Raw genomic sequence first — 22,600 nt, 5'->3', positions numbered from 1 at the left:
TGATTGCGCAAACCTATTCAACTGCCGGGAGTGCAGCCATCCTTGTGGCGATCCCGATGAGGTGCTGTCACTCACTCATTACATTGCGCAATCCGGGAACTGGAAGGGGCTGGGGTCGCGTTGACCGCGATGAAGGCGGAAAGCGGAAGCAGCTGCGGAGGCCGTGCATGAGTGTGTCCCTGACCAAGGGCGGCAACGTGTCGCTGGGCAAGCCAGTCCCCGGCCTGACTGTTGTGACGGTCGGGCTGGGCTGGCAGGCGACCACCGGCTACGAACTGGACGCCAGCGCCTTGCTGTGCGATCAGTCGGGCAAGGTGCGGTCCGACCAGTACTTCGTCTTCTTCAACAACCTGACCAGTCCCGACGGATCGGTGCGCCACGCCGGCGGCGGCAGCCCCATCGGCGGAGACAACCAGCAGATCCACGTCGACCTCACCCGGGTTCCCACCCACGTCGAGAAGATCGTCTTCCCGGTCTCCCTTGACGAAGCCGCGAGCCGCGGCGGGACCTTCGGGCAGGTACACCGGGCCCACATCCGCATCCTCGACCAGGACACCGGCACGGAGTTGGCCCGCTACGACCTCGCGGCAGACGGCCTGTCGAAGGAGACCGCGCTGGTCTTCGGCGAGCTGTACCGGCACGGGGCGGACTGGAAGTTCCGCGCGGTCGGCCAGGGCTACGCGTCCGGGCTCGCCGGCATCGCCGCCGACTACGGCGTGGACGTCCTGCGCGAGACGGCCGCGAGCCCTTCCCCGCTCACCGCGCCGCCGGCAGGCCCTCGAGCATGTGCCGCGCCGACGTCCACGGCACCGATGCCGGCCGTCGTCTCCCCGCCTGTGCCGGCCTTCGCCCCCTCGCCGCAACCCACAGGGAGTTCCTCCGTGACGTGCTTCTTCGACCCCAACCACGGCCCGGGCATGACGACCGTGACATGGTCCCCGCAGTGGGGTGTGCCCAGGCCCGTACAGGCGTGCGGCGGCTGCGCCCAGCGTGTGCAGGCCACCACGCCGCCGTTCTACACACCGCCCCAGCAGGGCTACCCGCAGGTCATGCCGCCACAGGGCTATCCGCAGCAGGCGTACGGTCAGCCGTACGCAGACCACCACGAGCACTACGACCACCACGAGCACCACGAGCACTACGACCACCAGCAGCAGGGGAGTGGGCGCCGTTTCGGCACCGGCGCGCTGATCGGTGCCGGCGCGGCCGGTCTTATCGGCGGAGCCCTGCTGAACGAGGCGTTCGACGACGACGAACCCGACGTGGTGGTCAACAACTACTACGAGGACTGACCACGAGGTTGCACCGTTGCCCGGCCATCCTCACCGGTGAGGACGGCCGGGTGTTTTCGCAGCGTACGAACGCCGAGGAATCGGACACCTAGACTGGGTGGCGTAGTGGTGTCGGCTGTGAAGTGGGCGGGACGGGAGAGAACTGTGACGGGGAACGCCGCTGGTTTCGAGGATCCGTCCTCGGAAGTCCTTGCCGAGGCGGCGGCGGCGTTCGGGCTCCTTGCCTCCTCGGCACGGCTGCACCTGATGTGGGCTCTGTCACAGGGAGAGAGCGACGTCACGCACCTCGCCGACAGGGTGGGCGGCGCGCTGCCCGCGGTCAGCCAGCACCTGGCCAAGCTGAAGCTCGCCGGACTCGTGGGCTCCCGCCGCGAGGGCCGACGGCAGGTCTATTACGTCGATGACCCTGACATCGTCACCGTGGTGCGCGTCATGGTCGGACAGCTGACCGTACGTTCGCAGCATTCCCTCGCACCGGTGCGCGAGTTGCGCGGAACCGGTGGCTGAGACCACCGCAGCTTCGGGGCAGGACACCGAGGCGCCTGGCCCGTCGGCCGTATTCGCGTACCACGAGGCGGCCCCACCCGGACCCTCCGCGCCGACTGTGCTGGAGGTGCTGCGTGGGTTGGACAGTGGCCCGCGCGGCCTGACAGAGGCGCAGGCCGAGGAGCGTCTGGCCCGGCTGGGCGAGAACGCCGCCCCGGGCCGACGCGAAGCCTACTGGCTGCAGCATTTCGTGCGCAGTCTCCGAGACCCCTTCACCGCGGTACTGGGGTGCCTGGGTCTGGTGTCGGCAGCCGTCTTCGCCTGGGGCACCGCCGCATTGATCCTTCTGCTCGTTGTGGTGAGCTGCGTACTGCGCGCCTCCGGGGAGAACCGGGCCGACCGGTCCACGGCCGCGCTGCGTGAGCTGGTGGCCACGACCGCCACCGTTGTGCGGCGCAACGACGTGGCAGCCGCCCCGGTGACCCGACAGGTACCCGTGGCCGAGCTGGTGCCCGGTGACGTGATCCGGCTGGGACCGGGCGACCTGGTGCCGGCGGACGTACGACTGCTGCGGGCCGGCGGCCTGACCGTGCACCAGGCCGCGCTGACCGGAGAATCCGCACCTGTCGCCAAATCCGCGGATGAGCTGCCTTGCCCGACCAGCGGCAGCGGCGGGGCGTACGAGCAGCCGCAGCTCTGTTTCCAGGGCAGCAGCGTGGCCTCCGGCAGTGCCACCGCAGTCGTCATCGCGACCGGCGCCCGCACCCGGTTCGCCGCCTCGCACGAACGCGCTGCGGTTCCACCGAGGGCAAGCGCCTTCGACCGTTCCGTCCAAGGCATCTCCTGGATCCTCATCCGGTTCATGCTGCTGACTCCGCCGCTGGTGCTGATGGCGAACGCGGCGCTACGAGGCCGCGGCCTGGAGACGCTGCCATTCGCCGTAGCGGTGGCGGTCGGGCTGACCCCGGAAATGCTGCCGGTCCTCGTCACCTTGTGCCTGGCTCGCGGCGCCTCACTGCTCGCCCATACCCACGGGGTGATCGTCAAGCGGCTGCCCGCCCTGCACGACGTCGGTGCCGTCGACGTGCTGTGCCTGGACAAGACCGGCACCCTCACCCAGGACCGGCCGGTCGCCGACCGCGCCCTCGGCCCGGACGGCAAGGATGACCCCGAGGTCCTGCACTGGGCCGCCGTCAACGCGTGGTGGACCCTCCAACTCGCCGACCTGCCGGAACCCGACGCCCTCGACGAGGCGATCCTGGACGCAGCCGACGAGGAGGAGCTCACGGCATACGACGGTGTCGCGGCCGTCCCCTTCGCGCCCGACCGTCGCCTCGCCACCGCAGTGGTCCGCACCCCCGGCCGGCTCGGCACACACACCCTGGTCGTCAAGGGAGACGTCCAGGCGGTCCTGGAACGCTGTGTACTCGCGGACGACGAGCGGGAACGGCTGCGTGACCTCGCCGCCCGGCAGGCCGACAGCGGGGTGCGTGTCCTGGCGGTCGCCACCGCAGAGCGTTCCGCCCGGGGGCGCGACTACACCACGGCCGACGCACGCGGCCTCACCTTCCGCGGCCTGGTCACCCTGCGGGACGAGCTCGCGCCCACCGCCTCCGACGCGCTCAAGGTCCTTACGGACCGGGGCGTGACCATCAAGGTCCTCACCGGCGACCACTCGGGAACAGCCGTCCGCGCGTGCCTCGACCTGGGTATCCCCGTCGATGAGGACGCCGTGCTCACCGCCGATCGCGTCGACGCCCTCACCGAAGCGGAGCTCACCGAAGCCGCCGGTCGTACGACGGTCTTCGCGCGCTGCACGCCGGACCACAAAGCCCGGATCACCCAGGCCCTGCAGGGGGCGGGGCACACGGTGGGGTTCCTCGGCGACGGCGTCAACGACCTGCCCGCCCTGCGCGCCGCCGACGTCGGCATCGCCCCGCGCGACGCCGCCGACGTGGCCCGGGAGAGCGCCGACCTGGTGCTCGCGGAGAAGAACCTCACCGCGATCGCCCACGCCGTCGCCGCGGGCCGGCTCGCGGGCGGCAACATCGCCACGTACCTGCGCATCACGCTGTCGTCCAACCTGGGCAACGTCCTCGCGATGCTCTCCGCGGGTCTGCTGCTGCCTTTCCTGCCCATGCTTCCGGCACAGGTTCTGCTGCAGAACCTGTGTTTCGACGCCGCCCAGCTCACCTTCGCCCACGACCGCCCCCACCCCTTGGTGCTGCACCGGCCGACCGTGCTGAATCCAAGGCACCTCCTGCGCTTCATATCCGGGTTCGGTGTGCTCAACGCCGTCGCCGACCTTGCCACCTTCGGCGTCCTCGCGCTCGCCCTGCACGGGCCGGGGACAGGGGACGACGAGGCGGTGTTCCACTCCGGCTGGTTCACCGAGAACCTGCTCACCCAGGCCCTGGTGATGGTGCTGTTGCGCGCCGGCCGCCGTACCGCCGAACACCGCAGGCCGAGCCCAGTCGTCTGGGGGGCGATCGCCCTCGGCGTCATCGGACTGGCACTGCCCCCCTCACTGCTGGGGCCGCGTCTCGGCCTGACCGCCCTGCCGGCCGTGTACTACCTGCTGCTGACCGCTGTCCTCCTCCTCTACGCCGCGGGCCTTCTGGCGGGCAGGGCGCGTTACGTGTCACGCGGCGGCAGCGGCCCTGCTCCGGTGCTCCGACCCAGGTGATCGTGCTTGCCCGGCGCGCCGCCTCACACCCGTCTTAATCCCGCTGCTGTACAAGGTTGACGGCCGAGGGTGAGGCGGGAGGGAGGCGGGACATGTCGGAGTCGCGGACACCGAAGCGCCGAAGGTGGTTGGTGGTGCCGGTCTTCGCCCTGGTGCTGTACGTCATCGTGCGTGCGGCCGGCACCCCGCAGGGCGACACGTCACCCCCCTCGAAGGCGTCCACCTCCCCGCCGGTGCCGTCGGCCAGGTCCTCCGCTCTGTCCCCGTCGCCCACGACCGCCTCGTCGTACGACCCCGCCGACTACGCCTCCCAAGTCCGCACCCGGGCCCGTCAGACCGGTGTCAGCGCCCAGTTGCTGATGGCGATCCTCTACAACGAGGCGTACAAGCCGCACGACCCGGCCTTCGAGCGGGCCTGGCAGAAATACAAGCCGGACGCCGCCTTCGGCATCGCCAATATGCACCGCGCCACCTTCGACGAGGTCAAGCAGGGCCGGGACTTCGCCGACCGCCGTTGGGAGGAACTGTCCGACGACCGTGACCTCGCCATCGAAGCCGAAGCCTGGTACCTGCACGACTTGGTGGCCCAACTGCCTGCCCATTGGCCCGCTTCGTACACGAGGAACGACCTGCTGGCCCTGGGGTACAACACCGGTGCGAGCAACATGCTCGCCTTCGCCCGAGGCGCAAGCCTGGGCAACCAGGCCCGGTCGTACCTGGACCGGCTGCACGCGAACTGGGACAAGGCGGGAAGGGCGGTCACTGCAGGCTGAGGCATCGAAGAAACCCTGAGCGGAACGCCGGCCGACTGTCCCGTCCGGTCTTCCCGGGTACCGGACATCGGCTGGCAGCAATGTGCAGTGACCGAAATGAGGGCTTTCCTCTCGATATAAGTAAGGAAGGGCGTTAATGCCGCGCTGGGAGCAGCGAGTACGCGATGCGAATCTGCGGCCGGGCGCTGCCGTGGCTGAGGTCGAAGGACCCTGTGCGGCAACCCGCGCCAGTTACCGGCCAGGTCCGCGAGCATGACCACACCAGCGAGCAGCGGCCCTCCCGGGCGGCCCAGAATGATCAATAGGGCGGCCAGCCGCATGGGCTCCGGTCCCTTCCAGAAACCCGATCACGTACACTGCCGCCACACACCGAACCCCTGCCGGGTGACCACTCCATCGCATGGTGCACCCCAACTCGTTCCTGAAGGCCGGCGTCGGCCGACGGTACGAACGCGATCACCGGGCAGGCTAAAGGGGACACGCCTTGCGCCACCGCACTGTTTCAGAAGAAGACATTCCGGCGCGGAGGGCGGTTCCATGAGATGCCTCACCTGTGAATCGTGTGGGTATCTGTGCTGTCCCGGACGTGGGTTTGCTAGATTGCGCAAGTAGGCAACCGAGTTGGGCACCTGTTCCGCCTGCCCGCACACCGCCGCTGACGCCCGGCCGCACACCAACGGCCGGCCCGACAGGCCCGACCGTTCATGGGAGTGGGAGATGAGCGACCCGTGGGACGGCCCGGGCAGCCAGGCAACGCGCAGCCGCAACGCCCGGGTGCCCGGACAGCGTGCGGCCGGAGCCGACGGAGCGCGCTCTGCCGGTGGCCGGGCCGCGGCCCGTGCCGCCTCGCGCGGCGGCAGCCGGCCGAGGCGCCGGGCCCGTCCGGTGGGGCGCGGCAGGCGGGTGCTGAAGATTGCCGGGATATGCCTGGCGCTCCTGGTCCTGGGCACGGCCGGGGTCGGCTGGTGGTTCTACGAGCACCTCAACGGCAACATCAACAGCGTTGCGCTCGACGGCAAGGGCGGCACGGAGAAGGCCGACGCGTTCGGCCGTACCCCGATCAACGTCCTGGTGATGGGCTCGGACGGGCGGACCAGCAAGGCGGACTGCAAGCTTGGCGGCGGCTGTTCGAAGACCGGAGTGCAGACCGGCAGCAACGCGGACGTGCAGATGGTGATGCACATATCCGCCGACCGCTCCAACGCCACGGTGATGAGCATCCCCCGCGACACCATGGCCAAGGTCCCAGCCTGCAAGGACAGTAGGACCGGCCAGTCCACGTCCGGCTACTACGGTCAGATCAACAGCGCGCTCCAGTACGGTCCTGCCTGCCAGGTGGCCACCGTCCACCAGCTCACGGGCATCCCCATCGACCACTTCGTCAAGCTCGACTTCTCCGGCGTGGTGAAGATGTCCGACGCGGTTGGCGGCGTCTCGGTGTGCGTCAGCGACGACGTCTACGACACCTACTCGCACCTGAAGCTGTCCAAGGGCAGTCACACTCTCAAGGGGGTCGCGGCGCTGGAGTTCGTCCGCTCCCGGCACGGCTTCGGCGACGGCAGCGACCTCGGGCGAACCGTCTCCCAGCACATCTTCCTCAGCGCCATGATCCGCAAGTTCAAGAGCGCGGGCACGCTCACCGACCCCACCGCCGTCTACGATCTCGCGGACGCCGCCACCAAGGCGCTGACCGTGGACGACGGCCTGGGCACCGTGAGGAAGCTGATCGGACTCGCTGCCGACGTGAACAAGGTTCCGACGAAGCGGATGACGTTCACGACGATGCAGACGGCCCCCGACCCGACCGACAGCAATCGTGTGGTGGTGGGGTCGGGTGCCAAGAGCTTGTTCGCGACCATCGCCAACGACCAGTCGCTGACCACCGGCTCGGGCAAGAAGTCCGCAGCGGCCTCCGCGGCCGCGAAGTCGACGGCCGCCGCCTCGGCCGTGCCGGCCTCGCAGATCGCGGTGACGGTGGAGAACGGCACCACTCTCACCGGCCGCGCCTCCGCCATCGCGACCGCACTGACCGGCAAGGGCTTCAGCTCCGGTACGACCACGGCGAACGCGCCGAGCCCCGCGACCTCCACCACCCTCACGTACGGTGCCGGGCAGAAGGCCGAGGCCCGCACGGCCGCCAAGGCACTGGGCCTGCCCGCCTCGCACCTCGAGCAGGGCACAGGCAGTGGTTTGACTCTGGTGGTCGGCAGCGACTGGCCCAGCGGAACCAGCTACCCGGGCAGCTCGTCCTCGCACACGTCCGCCGACACGAAGACGGCGGTCTCCAACGCCCACGCCCAGACCGCCGACCAGGCCAAGGCCTGCGCCAAGGTCAGCCCCTACAAGACGGTCAGCCTCAACGGCGTCGCCATGACGCCGGCCCAGGCGTACACGGCGGCGAGCAGCAGGCCCGATTCCGACGAGTGAAGCCGCCGAGCGCCGGCGCTGTCCGTTCCTGTGCGGCCACGGAAGCCGACGGCATGCACTCCGCCGACGTCGGCGTCATCAAGCCGGTGATCGTCGACACCCCAGCCGAGGTGAGCGCCGCCTGTGACTGTGGTCTTGTCGCGATCATCAGAATTCGCCCTATCAGCCAGGCTGACATGTACAGTTCTGATACGGAGTGTGAGATAGGCAGGTAGGGCATGCCATCCGGATTCCGGAGGCGTGGGGGTTGTACGGGGAGGTCGTGTCATGTTGGCGGTGATCTATCGGTGGCGTTTACACGAAGGCAAGGAACAGCAGTTCGCTGTTGGTTGGCACCGCGTGACGCAAGCGAGGCACAAGCGCTGCGGCAGCTACGGGTCACGTCTGCATCAGGCCGATGACGGCACCTGGGTGGCGTACGCCCGGTGGTCGGATGCCGCCACTCGGGAGGCGTGCCCGGACGTCGACCCCGGCGGCTAGGTCCGGCCGATCATGTGCCTGGCCAGCTGCCGGCCGGGCGTCCTCCGGCGCGGCCCGGATTCGTGGCGGCATGTCTCCGGTGCGCCCCCGGATCAGGATGAGCTCGGCGACGTCGCGCAGCGCGATGTCGGTGCACGGGGAGACCGCCTTCTTGAGCTGGTCGACCTCTTCGGGCGGGTGACGGTGTGCCACATCTCACACAAAAGATCGAGTATGTGCCCGTCAGTTCCGGGCGGCCGGGCGGACGCTTCCCGTGACCGGCACCGCTCCGATGGCATGATCGGTTCTCGATGAGCGCCCTCATCGTTCGTCCCTCATCGGAAAGCCATGCTATCCGGCACGAAGTGACCTATTCGACCAACAACTAATAAATCGGCCAAACAATTGACTCCTATAGCCTCGCGGTTGTTCTCGCGAATAAACGGTAAAATCACGCTCGCCGCCCGACGTCGACCGCGGGCGATCCTGTGGGCCACGGTCGGTGTGGCGGCCTTTGGATTCCTCATCGTGCTGGAGATCGCCGCGCGTCGCTACACCGGGTCACCGGGGCCGATGACCAATCAGGTGAAAGAGGTCATATTTGCCCCCAAGCCGGGGCCGTTGTATGCCGGTATGGCGTTGATGATGGTGGTGCTCACCTGGCGGCAACGGTTTATCGCGGCTGGTGTCGCGATCGGCATCGACGTCGTCTTCGTACTGGTGCGGTGGGCGGTCGATGCCAAGACGACCGACGGCCATTTCTTCGGCAATGGCGCGTTGTGGGTGATGTTGGGTTATGCGGTCATCGCTGTCACGCGTCGCACCGGCCGCGAACGTGTCCTGCTGCTGAAGGGCGTCGGGCTGGGCCTGCTGCTGGTGGCCGGCCGCAAGACGGGCGACACCTGGCTACTCATCACGTCAAAGACCCGCCCCATGGTGCTCGATCAGTACGTGGCAACCGCCGATCACGCGCTGGGCAACCCGTCATGGCTGGTAGGCCGGATGGTCAGGGCCACCGGCCCGATCGGCAACCATCTTCTCGGCTGGGTCTACGCTCAGCTTGCGGTGGCCGCGGTCGTCGTCGCGCTGTACCAGTTGCGAAACGTGAGGGTGGAGCGTCGTTTCCCGCGCCATCATCTGGTGCGCACCTTTCTGGTGATCGGTCTCCTCGGGCCGGGCATCTACATGCTCTTCCCGGTGGTGGGACCGGTCTTCGCGTACGGCCCAGGCGCATCCGGCACCGGCGGGGTGCACTGGGCGGTGGCCAACCTCTGGCCGGACACGCCGCCGCCGGTCAATACCCCGTTCCCGGTGCCGTACGACGAGATCACCCCTCGCAACTGCATGCCCAGCCTGCACACCGCGTGGGCTACCGCGATCTTCATTCATTCCCGCAAGGGCCCGCGAATTCTGCGACTCGCAGGTACCTTCTGGCTGATTGCTACGCTCGGCGCAACGCTGGGATTCGGCTACCACTACGGTGCGGACCTCATTGCCGGCGTGGTCTTCGCGCTCACGGTCGAGGCAGCTGTGCGCTCGTTCGACCGTGGCTGGGATCGGTCAGGAATCCAGCTGGTCGCCTACGGCGCCGTGGTCTTCGCCGCGCTCTTGATGTCGTATCGCTATCTGCCGATGGAAATGGCCCAGCATCCGTGGGTGTTTGGCCCACTTCTCCTTCTGGCGATGGGCTCAGTGGTCCACGGCTACCTACGGACCACCAGACGGTGGGAACCGAGGGCCACACTGGCGCGGCAACCAGAACGGCAACCCGAACTCAGCGCTGTCCCGTAAGAGCGCTGTCCCGCAAGACGGAGGCGGGCCATCAAGAAGCGCGTGGGCACGCAAGGACCATCGGGTATCGGCAGGGCAGGTACGTTGACAAGGCACTGCTCTCGAACGACCTTCCGGGCAACGGAAATGGCGACATCCATCCACCGGATGACCAGCTACGCACCCATCCCAACTGTCCGCGAAGGCCATCGAGCACGACCGGGGGGCAACACCCCCGAGACGACCGGGACGGCGAACTCGGTCACGCGCACCACCACGACCTACGACGCGGCCGGCCGGGTCACGACGACCTGCTCGCGCCTACCAGCTACTGCTGTCCGCTGCACGGCACCTGCTCATCCCCCCGCCTCCGCGGGGAGCGCCTGGATCTGTCGGCGAGACCGATGCCGTGAGCTCACAGCCCGTTCGCTCAGCAGAGGGAACGAGCTGGGCGCCGTCAGCGGAGGAGCTGCTGCGCGCGGGTCGTATCGCCAGTAGGTGCGGGACGGGGAAGACTGGATCAGTGGACCAGCTGGGCTGGTTTGGTGGCCTTGGCCAGCAGCCACTCCAGAGGGCCGCGCCGGAAACGGCGGGACCAGAGCGTGGCAAGGACGGTCACGGCCACGATGAAGCCCAGCAGCACATGCAGCGGAGATCCGGGCAGTTCTTTGATGCCGAGGACACGGATGCCTACGACGTGGAAGACGTAGGCGGTCAGGGACATCGAACCGACGGCGATGACCGGGTGGGCGAGACGGCGGAAGCGCGGGAAGGCGTCGACGGCAGCAAGGCAGCCGACCAGGACTGCGATCGCGACGCCGGTATTGGCCAAGATCGACAGAGTGGTCTCGCTGTGGGGAGAGGCCACCAGGAGACCGGCCGGGGTGCTGCCGCTGGGGTAGCCCCAGGTGTCGGACCACCAGGCCGACGCGGCCGATCCACCCTCACCCCACCCTGACTCACCGAGCGCAGTCAGCGCGCCGGGGACCAGGTGCAGGGCCAGGAACGAGCCGCTGTGCCCAAGGACGGCCAGACCGGCACCGGTGAGCGCGAGCCGTATGCGCACGGCGGTGGCGGCGAGGTCGAGGCGAGCCACGGCCATGCCCGCGATGACGAAGGGGATCCAGGCCAGTGCCGGGTAGCTACCGGTGAAAAGCAGGGACAGGATGCCGTCGCCGCCCGCCGGCCAGGTCCAGATGCCGCCGGGTTCGGCGTCGGCGAGGGCGTGCTGGACGAAGTACAGGATCTGCGGCAGGACCAGTGCGCCGGCCACGGCGATGATTGCCAAGGGGCGGGCGGCGAGCCGGTGCAGCGGCAGGACGAGCAGGAAGTACAGGCCGTAGAAGGCAAGGATCACCTCCACCGGGGTACCGCTGAGGGTGAGCGCGGTGCCCAGGGCCAGCAGCACCAGGGCCCGGATGACCACCTTGGCGACCGCCTGGCGCCCCGCACGGCCCGTCTTCGGGGTGCGGCGGCCGGTGATGAGCATGATGGAGAAACCGGCCAGGAAGGCGAAGAGCGCGGAGGCACGGCCGTGCGCCAACTCCATGAGGTGGCCAGTGACACCGCCCTGGGAGGGGTCCGGGCCGACGCGCGCGGCATACATACCGAAGACCGCGAGTCCCCGCGCGAGGTCCACCCCGATCAGACGTCCGGTCGAGGAGCCTGTGGTCTCCGGTACCTGTGCCGCGGCTGGCAGCGCGAGCGCCGTGTGGTCTGCGTTCTGGGTCATGATTCCAGGCTTGAGAGCGGCCCGGGCCCGGGTAATCCGGCAGGTGTCCGGTTCGCCCCCGCCGCCGGACGGCCACGGTCCCCCCGGCCGGTCGGAACGCACCCCCCGAGTGGCGGGTACGGCCCACGCGGCCGCTCCACAGGGCGTTTGTCGTTCTACGGTCGCCATAGCGACAATCGACACCGCTGTGCGGCTCCCGCGACCGCATGGATCTCACAGACGGCATGGACAACTTCAACAAGGCGGAACGCACTTGATACGGGTGATGGTGGTCGACGACGAGGCCTTGGTGCGGTCCGGTTTCCGCCTCATCCTGAACGCAGCCAACGACATCGAGGTCGTCGCCACCACGGTCGGCGCCGGGGCGGTCGATGCCGCGCGGCGGGAGACGCCAGACGTCGTGCTTCTCGACATCCGTATGCCCGACGTGGACGGCCTGACCGTGCTGGGGCGGCTCCGCTCGCTGCAGGAGCCTCCTATAGTGGCGATGCTGACAACGTTCGACGCCGACGAGTACGTCTTGACCGCGCTGCGTTCCGGTGCGGCCGGCTTCCTGCTGAAGGACACCGAGCCCGATCAACTCGCCCAACTGGTACGGACGCTGGCGGCGGGCGGGGTGGTGATGTCACCGAAGGCGTCCCGGGCGGTCTGGCAGAGCCACCCGGGGGCCGCGGCGGCCGACGAGGAGGAGGTCGGCCGCGTCGGACGGCTTAGTGACCGGGAGAGCGAGGTGCTCGTGCTGGTCGCGCAGGGGCTGTCCAACGCCGAGATCGGTGGCCGGATCCACCTCAGCGCGGGCACAGTGAAGGACCACGTCAGCGCGATCCTCACCAAGCTGCGGGTGACCGGCCGGGTCCAGGCTGCGCTGCTCGCCCAGCGGGCCGGACTGCGCGACGCCGACACGCGGCGCCGCCCGGAGCCGGGCCGATGACTGCGCCGAACGCCTGGTGGGCACGCATCCCCGCCCCGGTCCTCGACGTCGTCGTCGTTGCCGTCGCGGCTGCCGACGTGCTGTTCAGCCTGGAGGACTCGTCCGCCGCCGCTCAGGCCATGGCCGCGCTCGCCTGCGTCACACTCGCAGCCCGCCGCCGTTTCCCGCTCACGGTGTTCGTGCTCACGCTGCCCGCCAGCCTGATGCTCGACATCGTGTTCGCGCCCTTCGCGGCCCTGTTCTCCCTGGCGGAACGCTCCCGCAACCGCCGTCTGCTCACTGTCTGCGCCGTCCTGTTCGCGCTCGCCTCCGCCGCCCCCTGGCCTCTGGGAAGCGTCTCCGCACACGAACGCACCTGGACCGTCGTCTACTTCTTCTACACGCTCGCCACCGCCGCCGCGCCCGTGCTGTTGGGGCAACTGGTCCAGGCCCGAAGGGACTTGGCGCGCCGGCTCGTCGAGATCGGGGAGGCCCGCGAGCACGAACGACTCCTGCACTCCCAAGCCGTCCTCGGCCGCGAACGCGCCCAGCTCGCCCGCGAGATGCACGACGTCGTTTCCCACCAGGTCAGCCTCATCGCCGTTCAGGCGGGCGCACTCCAAGTCGCCGCCAGGGACCCGGATGTCAGGGAGGGCGCCCGCACCATCCGCTCCCTCAGCGTCGACACCCTCGACGAACTGCGCCACATGGTCACCTTGTTGCGCGCCTCGGGCGGCCGCGCCACCGAGTTGACCCCCCAGCCCACTCTGGCCGACCTGCACAAGCTGATCTCCACGAGCGGGATCGACACCGAACTGACCGGCGAACTTCCCCCTGACATCGGCACGCCCGTGCAGCGTGCGATCTACCGCACGGTCCAGGAAGCCCTCACCAACGTCCGTAAGCACGCCCCTGGGGCTACCGCGACCGTATGCCTCCGCCACGAGTCCGGAACCTTCCTGGTCACCGTTACCAACACACCATCCACCCGTTCCGCCCTTCCCCTCCCCGGCTCTCAGCAGGGCCTGATCGGTCTCAGGGAGCGAGCAGAACTCCTCGGCGGTGCCCTCGAAACGGGCACGACCGCGAGCGGCGGGTACAGGGTGGCCCTGCGCGTCCCGGCGAACGGGGATGTCTGAAAGGTCGTCATCTACCGATGTTTTTTCACTGGTGAGTCGGCGGGCAGCGGTTTGAAGTCCGCGAACTCCACCAGCGTGCCGAGCCCGAGCGCCGTCGCCAGCACCCCCGGCGGCGGCTGGCAGGACCGACAGGACCGGCCAGTGCGCAGCCAGGCGGGGTTTGGTTACGAACTGCACCTCGTCGGGTTCCCCGGCAGTGTGGTGGCGTTCGGGGGCAGAGCACCAGGAATGCTCGGGCGGATAGAGCCGACAGTTCTTGCGCTCGACACCCGATACCAGCCCGAGCAGGTAGGCGCGGGCGGTCGCCTGCGGCTCCACCCGCCCGAACCGACCCGCGACCCGGGCCGTGACCTGGTCGAACATCGCCCGCCGACGGACGGGGTACACGCCTTGGCCCGCGGCCACCGCACGATCTTCAGGAGTCCACGCAACCCCCGATGATCACCCGGTGGCGGTACCTTCCCCCAGCCCTGCCCCTGCGTCGCCCCAGGGCGCGACGCGACGCCGTTTCCTATGCGGTCCCGGGACCATCGAGGAAGCGAAGCAGCACCGCGGCCTCCGCGCGGAGCCGCGCGGCTCGGTCGGCGTGCGCGGGCGCAGTCAACTGCGCTGCAACCTCCAGTCGCTCGGCGGCCTCAGCGCGCACGACATCCACCACACTGCGCTCGCTCAGCTCACGCCGCGCTGCTTCCGTGACGCCGACACCCACCGGTGACTGTTCAAGGGCCAAGCCACGGAGCTCTGCTTCGTCCACGGGCACCGCCTCAGCGTTGTCCAGCGCAGCAAGTGTTGCGCGCAGGGCGCTCACCGCGGCCTTGTCACGGGCGCGCATCGCTTCCGGCAGTGCTTGACGCATACGAAGACGTAGAGACATGCCGGTGACCTTATGGCGGTGCCTCGGCACCCACAACGCGATATACGTGCAGCACCAGACTTCCCGCAAGCTGAGGCCCAGTTGGCCAGGGTCGGGCAGGTGATGCCGGCCCATTCGTCCCAGAAGGAACGACGGGCGTTCTCGGCAGGTGAGGCGATCATCACCTCGCGGTCGAAGCGCGGCCACTATCCGTCGTCCTGGCGCTCCAGTCCGGCTGCCCAGCCTGCGCCGACCGGGCCGCCGCCGAAGAACTCGGTGGCGGCCGGTAGCGACGGGAACGGTATCGGCCATGCGTCGAGCAATGCACCGATCTCGGTCTGGGCATCGGGGTTCGGGCCGCCAGGAGCTGCCACGACGAGGGCGAGTGCACCGATCAGTTCGGAGTGCGCGGCGGCAGTGAGCATGGCGGTGTGCCCACCCAGGGACTGGCTGACCAGTACAGGCCAGCGATCCCCTTCGGGGCGAGACGGGTGCTTCGTTGCGATGATCAGTGGTAGGCGGCAAGGAAAGCACGGACGCCGGCAGCGGCGTAGTGGTCGAGGTCGGCCTCGGTGTGCTGGGGCGAGCCGGTGAACATCGCCTTGTTGACCGGGATCCACAGGAGCAGGCCGGCGAAGTGGTTGGCGGCCAGGAGCGGATCGTCCATGCGGAGCAGCCCCTGGTCGGCCAAGCGTTTGAAGGTGGCCGCGAGGGTGTCCAGGACCCGCTCGAAACCCTGCGCGTACCAGGCGGTGCCCAGCTCGGGGAACGCTTCGGCGTTGGCGATGATCAGGCGCCGCAGCTGCAGAACCTGGGGCTGGGTGAGCGTGCCCACGAAGCGGCGGGCGAGCCGGTTGAGGTTCTCGTCCAACGAGGCGGCGTCGGCGGGGATGTCCGCCACCAGGTCAATCATGGCGTCGACCCGGTCGGTGGTGGCCAGGACGATCTCCGCGAACAGCTTCTCCTTGTCCGCGAAGTGCTTGTAGACGGTCTGCTTGGACACCGCGGCCAGCTTGGCGATGTCGTCCATGCTGGTGCCGGCGTAGCCCTTCTCCATGAACGCCTGGGTGGCGGCCTCCATGATCGCCTGGTGTTTGCGGGCCGACCGCCCCTGCGCGTTGGCCTCCACGCCTCCTCCAATCGTCAGCAGCAATCATTAGTACTGGACAGTCTAGTTTCCGTGTGAGTACTGTACCGTCCAGTTCCGTTCGGTACCACACCGTCTAGTTCTCACTTTCTCCCCGAGCAGGAGACCTCGCATGGCTCACACGCTCAGCGCCCCGCCCGCCGACAAGCCCGCCGCGGCTCGGTCCGTCCCGCGGCTCCTGCTGGCCGGCGGCATCACCGCAGGTCCCCTCTTCCTCTGCGCGGGTGTGGCCCAGGGGCTGACCCGGAACGGCTTCGATTTCACCCGCAACGCGCTCAGCCAGCTCAGCCTCGGCGCCCTCGGCTGGATCCAGGTAACCGTCTTCCTGCTCACAGGTGTTCTGGTGATAGCGGGCGCAGCCGGGATATTCCAGGTGCTGCGCGGTGCGCCCGGCGGAACCTGGGCGCCGCGGCTGATCGGCATCTTCGGCGCGTCGTTTCTCCTGGCCGCGTTCTTCGCCCCCGACCCCGGGGCCGGGTTCCCGGCGGGCGCTCCTCAGGCCCCGGCCGGGACCCTGAGCGCACACGGAGCCGCCCACATGGTCGCCGCCGTGACCGGTTACCTCGCGCTGTGCGCCGCGTTCCTTGTGCTGGCCCGGTACTTCATCGCTCACGGCCAACGCGGCTGGTCCCTCGTCTCCCGGCTGGTGCCCGTTGGCGTCCTCGCCGGGTTCGCCGCCTCCTCTGCCTCGGTGGCGGCCTTCACCGCCGGAGCGGGACTCGGCCTGCTCTGGCTCACTGCCTTGTCCGCCCGATGCCCACTGCACAGCGGTAACCGCTCCCGCCTCACCACGCGCTCAACACTCACCAAGACGGCAACGCACCGAACCGACAGGAGACAACACCCCATGACCGCACCTGTGAAGGGTCCCGCCAGCTACTTCCCCTCGATCGAGAAAAAGTACGGACGTCCGATAGCGGAGTGGAAAGACCTCATCCGCACCTCACCGCTGACCAAGCACATGGAACTCGTCGCATGGCTCAAGGCCGAACACGGCTTGGGGCACGGCCACGCCAATGCACTGGTAGCGCACACCCTGGCCGAAGACACCAATCGGTAGCCCTCACCACGCCAGAGCCGCCCCATCGTCGGCATCCGAACGGACAGACCGCCGCCTCCGGCAAGTCCGGGGGCGGCTGGAGCCGCTGAGGGGCACGTTCGCCAGGGGCCTCGCCCTGCAGTTCCTGCTCGTCGTTGCCCACGCTGATCTGCAGACCCGGCTGCCGGGGCTTGATGCGTCTGAGGTTGGTCGATCAAGACTCGACCATATACCGGTTGCCGATATATTCAGCAGTTGTTGGGGTGATCACGGGTCCCGGCTGCGAACGGCGGTCGGGATGAGGCATGGAGTGAGACATGGAATTGAACATCACACGTCTCCCGGCGTCTTGGGCTGGACGGCGGGCGGAAGCTTTGGCCCTCCTGCTGGCCGGCGCGGCCGTCAGTTGGGCAGCGGTCCTGCTGAGCGTGCACACCGCTGATCCGGCCCCGCTCGACTCCGACGTGACCGATGCCGATCTGGCGCGGCTGGGTGCTGCCGTGATGGCCGCCGTTGCGGCGGTGTCAGCCGGATTGTGGTGGCGCCACCGGGCGACCGCACATCACCCGGCAGTCGGCGGCGGCTGGGCACGAGCGGCGTTCGCTGTGTCTTCTGTCCACGCCATGTTCCTTGTGCCGGTGATCACATTCGCCCCGTGGGGCTGGAAGGTCCCGTTGATCGTGTTCACGGCAGCGGTGCTGGCCGGCGGCGTGAGGGAGGCCGCCGCGGCGACGGCATCAGCCGACGGCCGCAAACCCTCGCCTGACCCGATGGCCGGCTGAAGGCCCAAAGCGCAGCGCCCTGCCGCAGACTTCGATGTCCTCGCTTCTCTGCCCGACCGGCGTCGCGTGGCGGGCGCATCCAGCCGTCTTCTGCGTGGCCGCCTGCCATGACAGGGCGCTCACCGGAGCGCGGTCGTGAGCCCAACGCCGGGAGGGAACCGAGGGGCGGCAGGGCCCTCCCGTGACGCACCAGGCCTACCGCGAGCGCCGTGACCGCCAGGCCGAGTGGGGGAGCGCCGCTACCGCCAGGCCGAGTGGGAGCGCCACTACCGTCGCGAGCTCCCCCCGGAAGCCCGGCGCCAGGAGCGCGACCGGGGCAAGCAGTTCCGCCGGGAACCTTCGGCCACAGGTCGGGGCTACCTTCGGGGGAGGGGGGTCTTTCGGCACCGCAGGGGGAGTCCAACGGGCCGATACCTACCCCGTTGGGCCCACGCGGCCGACGGTCGCCCGGCCTAGGCTCGCGGGGCGCGTGCCGCACACCGCCGCGCCGCACACTGTCCGCCGCAACCAGCGAGGCCCCCGGGTGAACCGTCGTCGTGATCTGCCCCTTGTCTACTCCTGCTCGGGCTGTTCGAGCGCGGCCCAGATGACCAACTGGATCGCCGTGCAGCTCGACCGGCGCGGCATCGCCGAGATGTCGTGCATCGCCGGTGTCGGCGGGGACGTGCCGAGCCTGGTCCGCAAGGCCCGCAGCGGTCGCCCCGTCATCGCCGTGGACGGCTGCGTGCTCCAGTGCGCCCGCAACTGCCTTGCCCGGCACGATGTGCAGCCGGTGGTGCACCATCTCCTCAGCGACGACGGTGTGCGCAAGCGGCTGGGTGAGGACTTCGACCCGGAACAGGCCGAGCAGGTGCTCGACGGGCTGATCGCCCGCATCGCCGAGGAGACCGGTTCGGGGCCGCACTCCTGACGGGAGCTCAGGCCCCCTCGGCGCGCCGCAGGGTGGCCACGCACAGATGCGGGGTGACGAAGGGCTCCAGGCTCTCCGCGGTCAGCGGGGCCCGAAGCGTCTCCACCGTGCCCTGCATCAGGCCGAGATGGATGGCGCAGATGATGTCGGGGCGGCGCTGGGCCACCTCGCGGAACGGGCAGTGGTGCAGACGCAGCCGCCGGTCGGTGGTCCGGGCCGCCTGGCGCGATACGGGGGTGCTCCCTCAGTCGGTCAGGCCGGGCGCGCCAGAGCGGGAACCAGCGCGTCTTGCCCTTCTCGATCCGCAGATGGTTCTCCAGGGACGCGGCGAGCCGCAGCTCCAGCGCGTTGTCACGCCGGTGCCGGCCGGGCACGCACAGCGGATCGAACATGCCGCGCTTGCTGCCGTACGAGCCGCTCTGCTGGAACTGGTCGTCCAGCGCGGACACATGCTGCGCCGGCGGGGCCAAGCCGCCCGCGCGCTGCCCCCGACCCTGGCCCTGACCCTGCGGTTGGCCGGCGGCACCTCGTGGGACAAGAACCGCTGTCTGCTTGGCGGGTCGTCGTTTGCGGGGTCCTCGGTGGGGCCGGATGGTGGGATACCGCACAGCCCGACGATCCGGTCGTCTTCGATCCCGAAAATACGTTCCGGTCCGATGCAACCCGGCTCCTGGCCCGTGCGTATAGGAGGCGATAACCGCACTTCACATGGGAAGGGGATCTCATGCACTCGGACCGTTCGGCCGGTCGGACTGCTGGCCGTTTCGGCGCAGTCGTCGCGGCCGGTGTCGCCGGTGACCCCGCAGTTGGGAGGCCAGCGTGAGCCGGATTTCGGTCCGGGGATTCGCAGTGGCTTCGGCCACGGCGGTCACCGCTGTAGGCACCGTTACCGGTGTTGCCTCAAGCAGCACCGTCCAGCCCGGCAGCGACGCCGAGGCGGCAGCAGGCGGCACGACGCTTCTCGCTGACATCCCGGCGGGTCAGCAGGCTCAGGTGCAGACCGCGTCCCTGACGCAGCAGGCCGACGCACAGGCCATCGCCGCCGACGCGAGTGCCAGGAAGGTCGCCGAGGCGTCGGCCCGCAAGCAGGCCGCCGCGGACGCGGTGGCCAAGTACAAGGCTGCGCAGAAGGCCGAAAAGGAAGCCAAGGAGCGCGAGGAGCGCAAGGCGGGCCAGGAGACGGCCGGCCGCTCCGCCACACGCGACGCCTCCAGTTTCCCGGTCCGGAGCTCCTACACCGTCGCGCAGATCCAGGCGATGGCGCGTCAGATCGTGGGCGCGGACCAGTTCCAGTGCTTCAGCAACATCGTGGACCACGAGTCCACCTGGAACTATCAGGCGGTCAACCCTTCCTCCGGTGCCTACGGTCTCGTCCAGGCATACCCCGGCGTCAAGATGGCGAGTGTGGCCGCCGACTGGCGGACCAACCCGGCCACGCAGATCAAGTGGGGCCTCAACTACATGAATCAGAGGTACGGCAGCCCCTGCCAGGCCTGGTCGTACTGGCAGGCCCATCACTCATACTGAGTTGGGCGTCTGTTCGAGCGCGACCGCTCACTCCCTCGGAGCCCCGCACCGTCCTTTCGGTGAGGGGCTCCGATGCCTGACGGCCGCGGGAGCACCCTGACAGCGCTGCCCAGTTCTACCAGGGCGCGACAACATGGACCTCGCACCGCTTGACGGCTACGGCCCTCGCTCCGAGCGATATGCCTTGTTGCATCGGGTGAATCAGCTCTTCTGCCTGCTACGTCAGTCGTGGATGACGATCTGGCCGCCGGGGGCGGTGCGGCCTTGGCAACCAGCTCTGTACACGGGATCGTCGTCAGAGGTGGCGAGGCGGCGGGGGCCGGAGGGCCCCGGAAGCAGCCCGCTCGGGCACGGCTCGGTATCAATCGAGTCGGCGTACCTGCCGTACGCCCGCGAGAATCTCTGCCATGCCTGTACCCGAGCCGCTTCCGGCCCTATGACTCCGCGGCCCGGCGAGTGCAGGCGAGACCACGGCGGGCTGGGCAGGTCGTCTCCCAGCTCACCGCATCGGGCCGCATCGGGGCTCGCCGGCGGCGATCCGCGAGCAGCAGCGCACGCCATTCGGGAACATCGACGCGATACGGGCCGTCGACACCGATCTCGCGGCACGGCTCCCCACGACCGCCAGGCTCAGGATCTGTCGGCGATCTCGGTGACGTTGCCGGCACTGGCCGCTTCGTCCTGCGCCAGGCCTAGGAAGCGCTGGATCGCTTCGACCGGCATTTCGAGCCCCTCGGACGCTGACTGCTCGTTGCCGAACACCTGCACTGCCTCGGTGACAGCCAAGGCCAGTTCAACCTCTGCCTTGCGGACCTTGGCCTCGGCCTTGTCCACGGTGTCGACCACCGCCAACTGGCGGCGCTGCTTCTCCTGAAGCCTCTGCTTACGGGAAAGGGCTTTGTCAGAGTTCTGCACAGACATAACCAAGATCATAATCGGTTCGTGTGCGCACTCGACGCCCCTCTGCCGCCCCCGCTCCCGGCTCTGTGGGAGGAGCCCCGCCGCTTCGAGCCTGTTCAAGAGACCGTCGGCCGGACCCTCGTGGCACCCACGCCGACGCTGTTGAGATTCTTCGGCGGATGAGTTCGGTCCCCTGTGCCCGGAGTGTGACGACTCCGCGCTGGAGACGGTGAACGAACTGGACAGCCTCGCCATCGTGGCCCCTCAGCGGGTCAGCGACGCCGTACCGAGCGTCATGCGGTGGAGAGGAAGCTCCAAGATTCGCGATGCCTGTTCGCCGCATGCCGGGCGGCGTGAGTTGGGGCATTGCCCACTGGCAGGTGCGGGCAACTCGCCAAGGTCCGCCGCCGTCTGTGCTCAGTCGGGGGAGCTGTCCTCCGGGCCGCGTTGGGCGATCTCCGCGAGTGTGCCCAGTGCTCGGTCCAGGGTCTGCGGTGACGGTGAGGCGAGGCCGATCCGTACCGCGTGCGGGCTGCTGCCCCGTCCAGCGGCGAAGGCGCCGGCGGGAGTGACCGCGATGCCGTGGCGGGCCGCGGCGGCGACAAAGGTCTCGGCGCGCCAGGGCTCGGGCAGCCGCCACCAGCAGAAGTACGCATGGGGGTCGGCGGTTACGGAGAAGCCGGTCAGGCGGCGGGCGGCGATCAGGTTCCGTGCGGCTGCGTCCCGCCGCTTGGCGGCCATGACCGCGGCCACCGTGCCGTCGGCGATCCAGCGGGAGGCGGCGTCCAGGGCGAAGCCGGTGGCGGTGGCACCGGCGGAGCGCAGGGCAGCGGAAACGGGGCCGCTGAGCTCCGCCGGGGTGACGGCGAAACCGGCGGTGAGGCCGGGCGCGAGGCGCTTGGAGAGACTGTCGACGAGAACGGTGTGCCGGGGCGCGAAGGCGGCGAGCGGGGCCGGGGCGTCCACACGGAGGAAGGCCCAGATGGCGTCCTCGACGGCATGCAGGCCCAGCCGGCAGAGGATCTCCGCGAGTTCGGCACGGCGGTGCTCGGACATGGTGATGCCCAGCGGATTCTGCAGTGTCGGCTGCAGGTAGAGGGCGTGCAGCGGGGCCGCCCGGTGCACTTCGGCGAGGGCGTCGGGACGCAGTCCGTCCTCGTCGCAGGGGATGGGGACCAGGCTGACGCCGAGCCGCGCCGCGACCGCTTTGACCACCGGATAGGTGAGGGCCTCGACGCCGAGCCGGCCGCCCGGTGGCACGAGGGCCGCGATGGCGGCGCCGACGGCCTGGCGGCCGTTGCCCGCGAAGAGCAGTCGCCCGGGTTCGGGCCGCCAGGCGGGACGGGCCAGCAGCGCGGCGAAGCTGTCGCGCGCGGCGGGTGTGCCGGCGGCGGTCAGCGGGCGCAGGGCGGCGGCCAGGACATCGGGGCGCAGCATGGGTGCGAGGCCGGTGGCCAGTAGCTCGGACTGACCTTCGGCGACGGGGTAGTTGAGTTCCAGGTCGATGCGCTGGGACGCGGGTTCGGCGAGCGCCGGGCCGCTGGGGGGCGGGGCGGCGCGGACGAAGGTGCCCCGGCCGACCTCGCCGACGACCAGACCACGGCGGGCGAGTTCGGCGTAGACGCGGATGGCCGTGGAGTTGGCGATTCCATGTCGCCGGGCGAAGGCCCGCTGGGTGGAGAGCTGGTCGCCGGGGCGCAGCCGACCCGCAGTGATGTCGGCCGCCACGGCGTCGGCGATCGTGCGGAAGTTCTCCATCGGCGGTCCC

Annotated in this window: 20 protein-coding genes and 2 pseudogenes; 13 read left to right on the top strand and 9 right to left on the bottom strand. The window is 69.4% G+C overall.

The genetic code is table 11. The features are described from left to right. Positions 1-167: 167 nt before the first annotated feature. The 5 genes from ACIPSA_RS30145 (at position 168) to ACIPSA_RS30125 (ending at position 7,664) form a co-directional block, all read left to right on the top strand. Positions 168-1,292 (top strand): TerD family protein, encoded by a 1,125-nt coding sequence (locus ACIPSA_RS30145; protein ID WP_402639977.1) that lies wholly within the window; start codon positions 168-170, stop codon positions 1,290-1,292. A gap of 144 nt (positions 1,293-1,436) precedes the next feature. Beyond that, on the top strand, positions 1,437-1,799 hold the full coding sequence (locus ACIPSA_RS30140; protein WP_402639975.1) for an ArsR/SmtB family transcription factor: 363 nt from the start codon (positions 1,437-1,439) through the stop codon (positions 1,797-1,799). After that, positions 1,792-4,464, top strand: coding sequence for a magnesium-translocating P-type ATPase (gene mgtA / locus ACIPSA_RS30135; protein WP_402639973.1), 2,673 nt, complete (start codon positions 1,792-1,794; stop codon positions 4,462-4,464). The genes ACIPSA_RS30140 and mgtA overlap by 8 nt, the downstream gene beginning before the upstream one ends. Before the next feature lie 92 nt (positions 4,465-4,556). After that, entirely contained in the window at positions 4,557-5,237 is a 681-nt protein-coding gene (locus tag ACIPSA_RS30130; protein ID WP_402639971.1) for a lytic transglycosylase domain-containing protein, read from the top strand. 717 nt (positions 5,238-5,954) lie between these two features. Beyond that, the gene (locus ACIPSA_RS30125) at positions 5,955-7,664 is read left to right on the top strand and encodes an LCP family protein (RefSeq protein ID WP_402639969.1); all 1,710 of its coding nucleotides are present in this window, start codon (positions 5,955-5,957) and stop codon (positions 7,662-7,664) included. A gap of 378 nt (positions 7,665-8,042) precedes the next feature. Here the strand turns inward: ACIPSA_RS30125 and ACIPSA_RS30120 are convergent, their stop codons facing one another. After that, complete coding sequence (locus tag ACIPSA_RS30120; protein ID WP_402639967.1) at positions 8,043-8,336, bottom strand: hypothetical protein; 294 nt, start codon at positions 8,334-8,336, stop codon at positions 8,043-8,045. Positions 8,337-8,549: 213 nt separating this feature from the next. Between ACIPSA_RS30120 and ACIPSA_RS30115 the strand changes: the two genes are divergently transcribed. Beyond that, positions 8,550-9,914 (top strand): phosphatase PAP2 family protein, encoded by a 1,365-nt coding sequence (locus ACIPSA_RS30115; protein ID WP_402639965.1) that lies wholly within the window; start codon positions 8,550-8,552, stop codon positions 9,912-9,914. 499 nt (positions 9,915-10,413) lie between these two features. Here the strand turns inward: ACIPSA_RS30115 and ACIPSA_RS30110 are convergent, their stop codons facing one another. Next, entirely contained in the window at positions 10,414-11,625 is a 1,212-nt protein-coding gene (locus ACIPSA_RS30110) for a DUF418 domain-containing protein (protein ID WP_402639963.1), read from the bottom strand. Between the two features lie 265 nt (positions 11,626-11,890). Between ACIPSA_RS30110 and ACIPSA_RS30105 the strand changes: the two genes are divergently transcribed. Next, positions 11,891-12,556 (top strand): response regulator, encoded by a 666-nt coding sequence (locus tag ACIPSA_RS30105; RefSeq protein ID WP_402639961.1) that lies wholly within the window; start codon positions 11,891-11,893, stop codon positions 12,554-12,556. Continuing rightward, on the top strand, positions 12,553-13,674 hold the full coding sequence (locus ACIPSA_RS30100) for a sensor histidine kinase (RefSeq protein WP_402639959.1): 1,122 nt from the start codon (positions 12,553-12,555) through the stop codon (positions 13,672-13,674). The genes ACIPSA_RS30105 and ACIPSA_RS30100 overlap by 4 nt, the downstream gene beginning before the upstream one ends. A 511-nt stretch (positions 13,675-14,185) precedes the next feature. On the opposite strand, the gene ACIPSA_RS30095 is transcribed toward ACIPSA_RS30100, so the two are convergent. The 3 genes from ACIPSA_RS30095 to ACIPSA_RS30085 form a co-directional block, all read right to left on the bottom strand. Then, positions 14,186-14,506 (bottom strand): hypothetical protein, encoded by a 321-nt coding sequence (locus tag ACIPSA_RS30095; protein WP_402640512.1) that lies wholly within the window; start codon positions 14,504-14,506, stop codon positions 14,186-14,188. 227 nt (positions 14,507-14,733) lie between these two features. Further along, positions 14,734-14,952, bottom strand: a complete 219-nt coding sequence (locus ACIPSA_RS30090) for a hypothetical protein (protein ID WP_402639957.1) — start codon at positions 14,950-14,952, stop codon at positions 14,734-14,736. An 83-nt stretch (positions 14,953-15,035) separates the two neighbouring features. Continuing rightward, positions 15,036-15,656 carry a TetR/AcrR family transcriptional regulator gene (locus tag ACIPSA_RS30085; RefSeq protein ID WP_402639955.1) on the bottom strand — a complete coding sequence of 207 codons (621 nt, stop codon included), beginning with the start codon at positions 15,654-15,656 and terminating at the stop codon, positions 15,036-15,038. A gap of 130 nt (positions 15,657-15,786) precedes the next feature. Here ACIPSA_RS30085 and ACIPSA_RS30080 point away from each other — a divergent pair. The 4 genes and pseudogenes from ACIPSA_RS30080 to ACIPSA_RS30065 form a co-directional block, all read left to right on the top strand. Then, positions 15,787-16,410, top strand: a pseudogene (locus ACIPSA_RS30080) (DUF998 domain-containing protein); the annotation flags it as partial. Between the two features lie 111 nt (positions 16,411-16,521). Then, positions 16,522-16,734 (top strand): DUF4287 domain-containing protein, encoded by a 213-nt coding sequence (locus ACIPSA_RS30075; protein ID WP_402640509.1) that lies wholly within the window; start codon positions 16,522-16,524, stop codon positions 16,732-16,734. A 296-nt stretch (positions 16,735-17,030) separates the two neighbouring features. After that, complete coding sequence (locus ACIPSA_RS30070; protein WP_402639953.1) at positions 17,031-17,495, top strand: hypothetical protein; 465 nt, start codon at positions 17,031-17,033, stop codon at positions 17,493-17,495. A gap of 181 nt (positions 17,496-17,676) precedes the next feature. Then, a complete protein-coding gene (locus ACIPSA_RS30065; RefSeq protein ID WP_402639951.1) occupies positions 17,677-18,405 on the top strand; it encodes a putative zinc-binding protein in 729 nt (242 codons plus the stop codon). A 7-nt stretch (positions 18,406-18,412) separates the two neighbouring features. Here the strand turns inward: ACIPSA_RS30065 and ACIPSA_RS30060 are convergent, their stop codons facing one another. Together ACIPSA_RS30060 and ACIPSA_RS30055 are read right to left on the bottom strand one after the other, a co-directional pair. Beyond that, a complete protein-coding gene (locus ACIPSA_RS30060; RefSeq protein WP_402639949.1) occupies positions 18,413-18,571 on the bottom strand; it encodes a hypothetical protein in 159 nt (52 codons plus the stop codon). A 154-nt stretch (positions 18,572-18,725) separates the two neighbouring features. Further along, positions 18,726-18,797: pseudogene (locus tag ACIPSA_RS30055) on the bottom strand (hypothetical protein); the annotation flags it as partial. A gap of 427 nt (positions 18,798-19,224) precedes the next feature. Between ACIPSA_RS30055 and ACIPSA_RS30050 the strand changes: the two are divergent. Further along, the gene (locus ACIPSA_RS30050) at positions 19,225-19,932 is read left to right on the top strand and encodes a transglycosylase SLT domain-containing protein (RefSeq protein ID WP_402639947.1); all 708 of its coding nucleotides are present in this window, start codon (positions 19,225-19,227) and stop codon (positions 19,930-19,932) included. Positions 19,933-20,562: 630 nt separating this feature from the next. On the opposite strand, the gene ACIPSA_RS30045 is transcribed toward ACIPSA_RS30050, so the two are convergent. Beyond that, positions 20,563-20,853, bottom strand: a complete 291-nt coding sequence (locus ACIPSA_RS30045) for a hypothetical protein (RefSeq protein WP_402639945.1) — start codon at positions 20,851-20,853, stop codon at positions 20,563-20,565. A 396-nt stretch (positions 20,854-21,249) separates the two neighbouring features. Then, positions 21,250-22,590, bottom strand: a complete 1,341-nt coding sequence (locus ACIPSA_RS30040; protein WP_402639943.1) for a PLP-dependent aminotransferase family protein — start codon at positions 22,588-22,590, stop codon at positions 21,250-21,252. Positions 22,591-22,600: the final 10 nt, after the last annotated feature.

The organism is Streptomyces sp. NPDC086549 (assembly GCF_044746205.1).
Taxonomy (GTDB): Bacteria; Actinomycetota; Actinomycetes; order Streptomycetales; family Streptomycetaceae; genus Streptomyces.
The sequence above is the reverse complement of the archived record's forward strand: the minus strand, read 5'-3'. Positions and strand labels throughout refer to the sequence as shown.

Coding starts and splice junctions, on each gene's coding strand:
- ACIPSA_RS30095 (WP_402640512.1), bottom strand. CDS start 14,506: ATGCGCGCCCGTGACAAGGCCGCGGTGAGCGCCCTGCGCGCAACACTT.
- ACIPSA_RS30105 (WP_402639961.1), top strand. CDS start 11,891: ATGGTGGTCGACGACGAGGCCTTGGTGCGGTCCGGTTTCCGCCTCATC.
- ACIPSA_RS30070 (WP_402639953.1), top strand. CDS start 17,031: ATGGAATTGAACATCACACGTCTCCCGGCGTCTTGGGCTGGACGGCGG.
- ACIPSA_RS30040 (WP_402639943.1), bottom strand. CDS start 22,590: ATGGAGAACTTCCGCACGATCGCCGACGCCGTGGCGGCCGACATCACT.
- ACIPSA_RS30125 (WP_402639969.1), top strand. CDS start 5,955: ATGAGCGACCCGTGGGACGGCCCGGGCAGCCAGGCAACGCGCAGCCGC.
- ACIPSA_RS30110 (WP_402639963.1), bottom strand. CDS start 11,625: ATGACCCAGAACGCAGACCACACGGCGCTCGCGCTGCCAGCCGCGGCA.
- ACIPSA_RS30045 (WP_402639945.1), bottom strand. CDS start 20,853: ATGTCTGTGCAGAACTCTGACAAAGCCCTTTCCCGTAAGCAGAGGCTT.
- ACIPSA_RS30090 (WP_402639957.1), bottom strand. CDS start 14,952: ATGCTCACTGCCGCCGCGCACTCCGAACTGATCGGTGCACTCGCCCTC.
- ACIPSA_RS30145 (WP_402639977.1), top strand. CDS start 168: ATGAGTGTGTCCCTGACCAAGGGCGGCAACGTGTCGCTGGGCAAGCCA.
- ACIPSA_RS30075 (WP_402640509.1), top strand. CDS start 16,522: ATGACCGCACCTGTGAAGGGTCCCGCCAGCTACTTCCCCTCGATCGAG.
- ACIPSA_RS30100 (WP_402639959.1), top strand. CDS start 12,553: ATGACTGCGCCGAACGCCTGGTGGGCACGCATCCCCGCCCCGGTCCTC.
- ACIPSA_RS30130 (WP_402639971.1), top strand. CDS start 4,557: ATGTCGGAGTCGCGGACACCGAAGCGCCGAAGGTGGTTGGTGGTGCCG.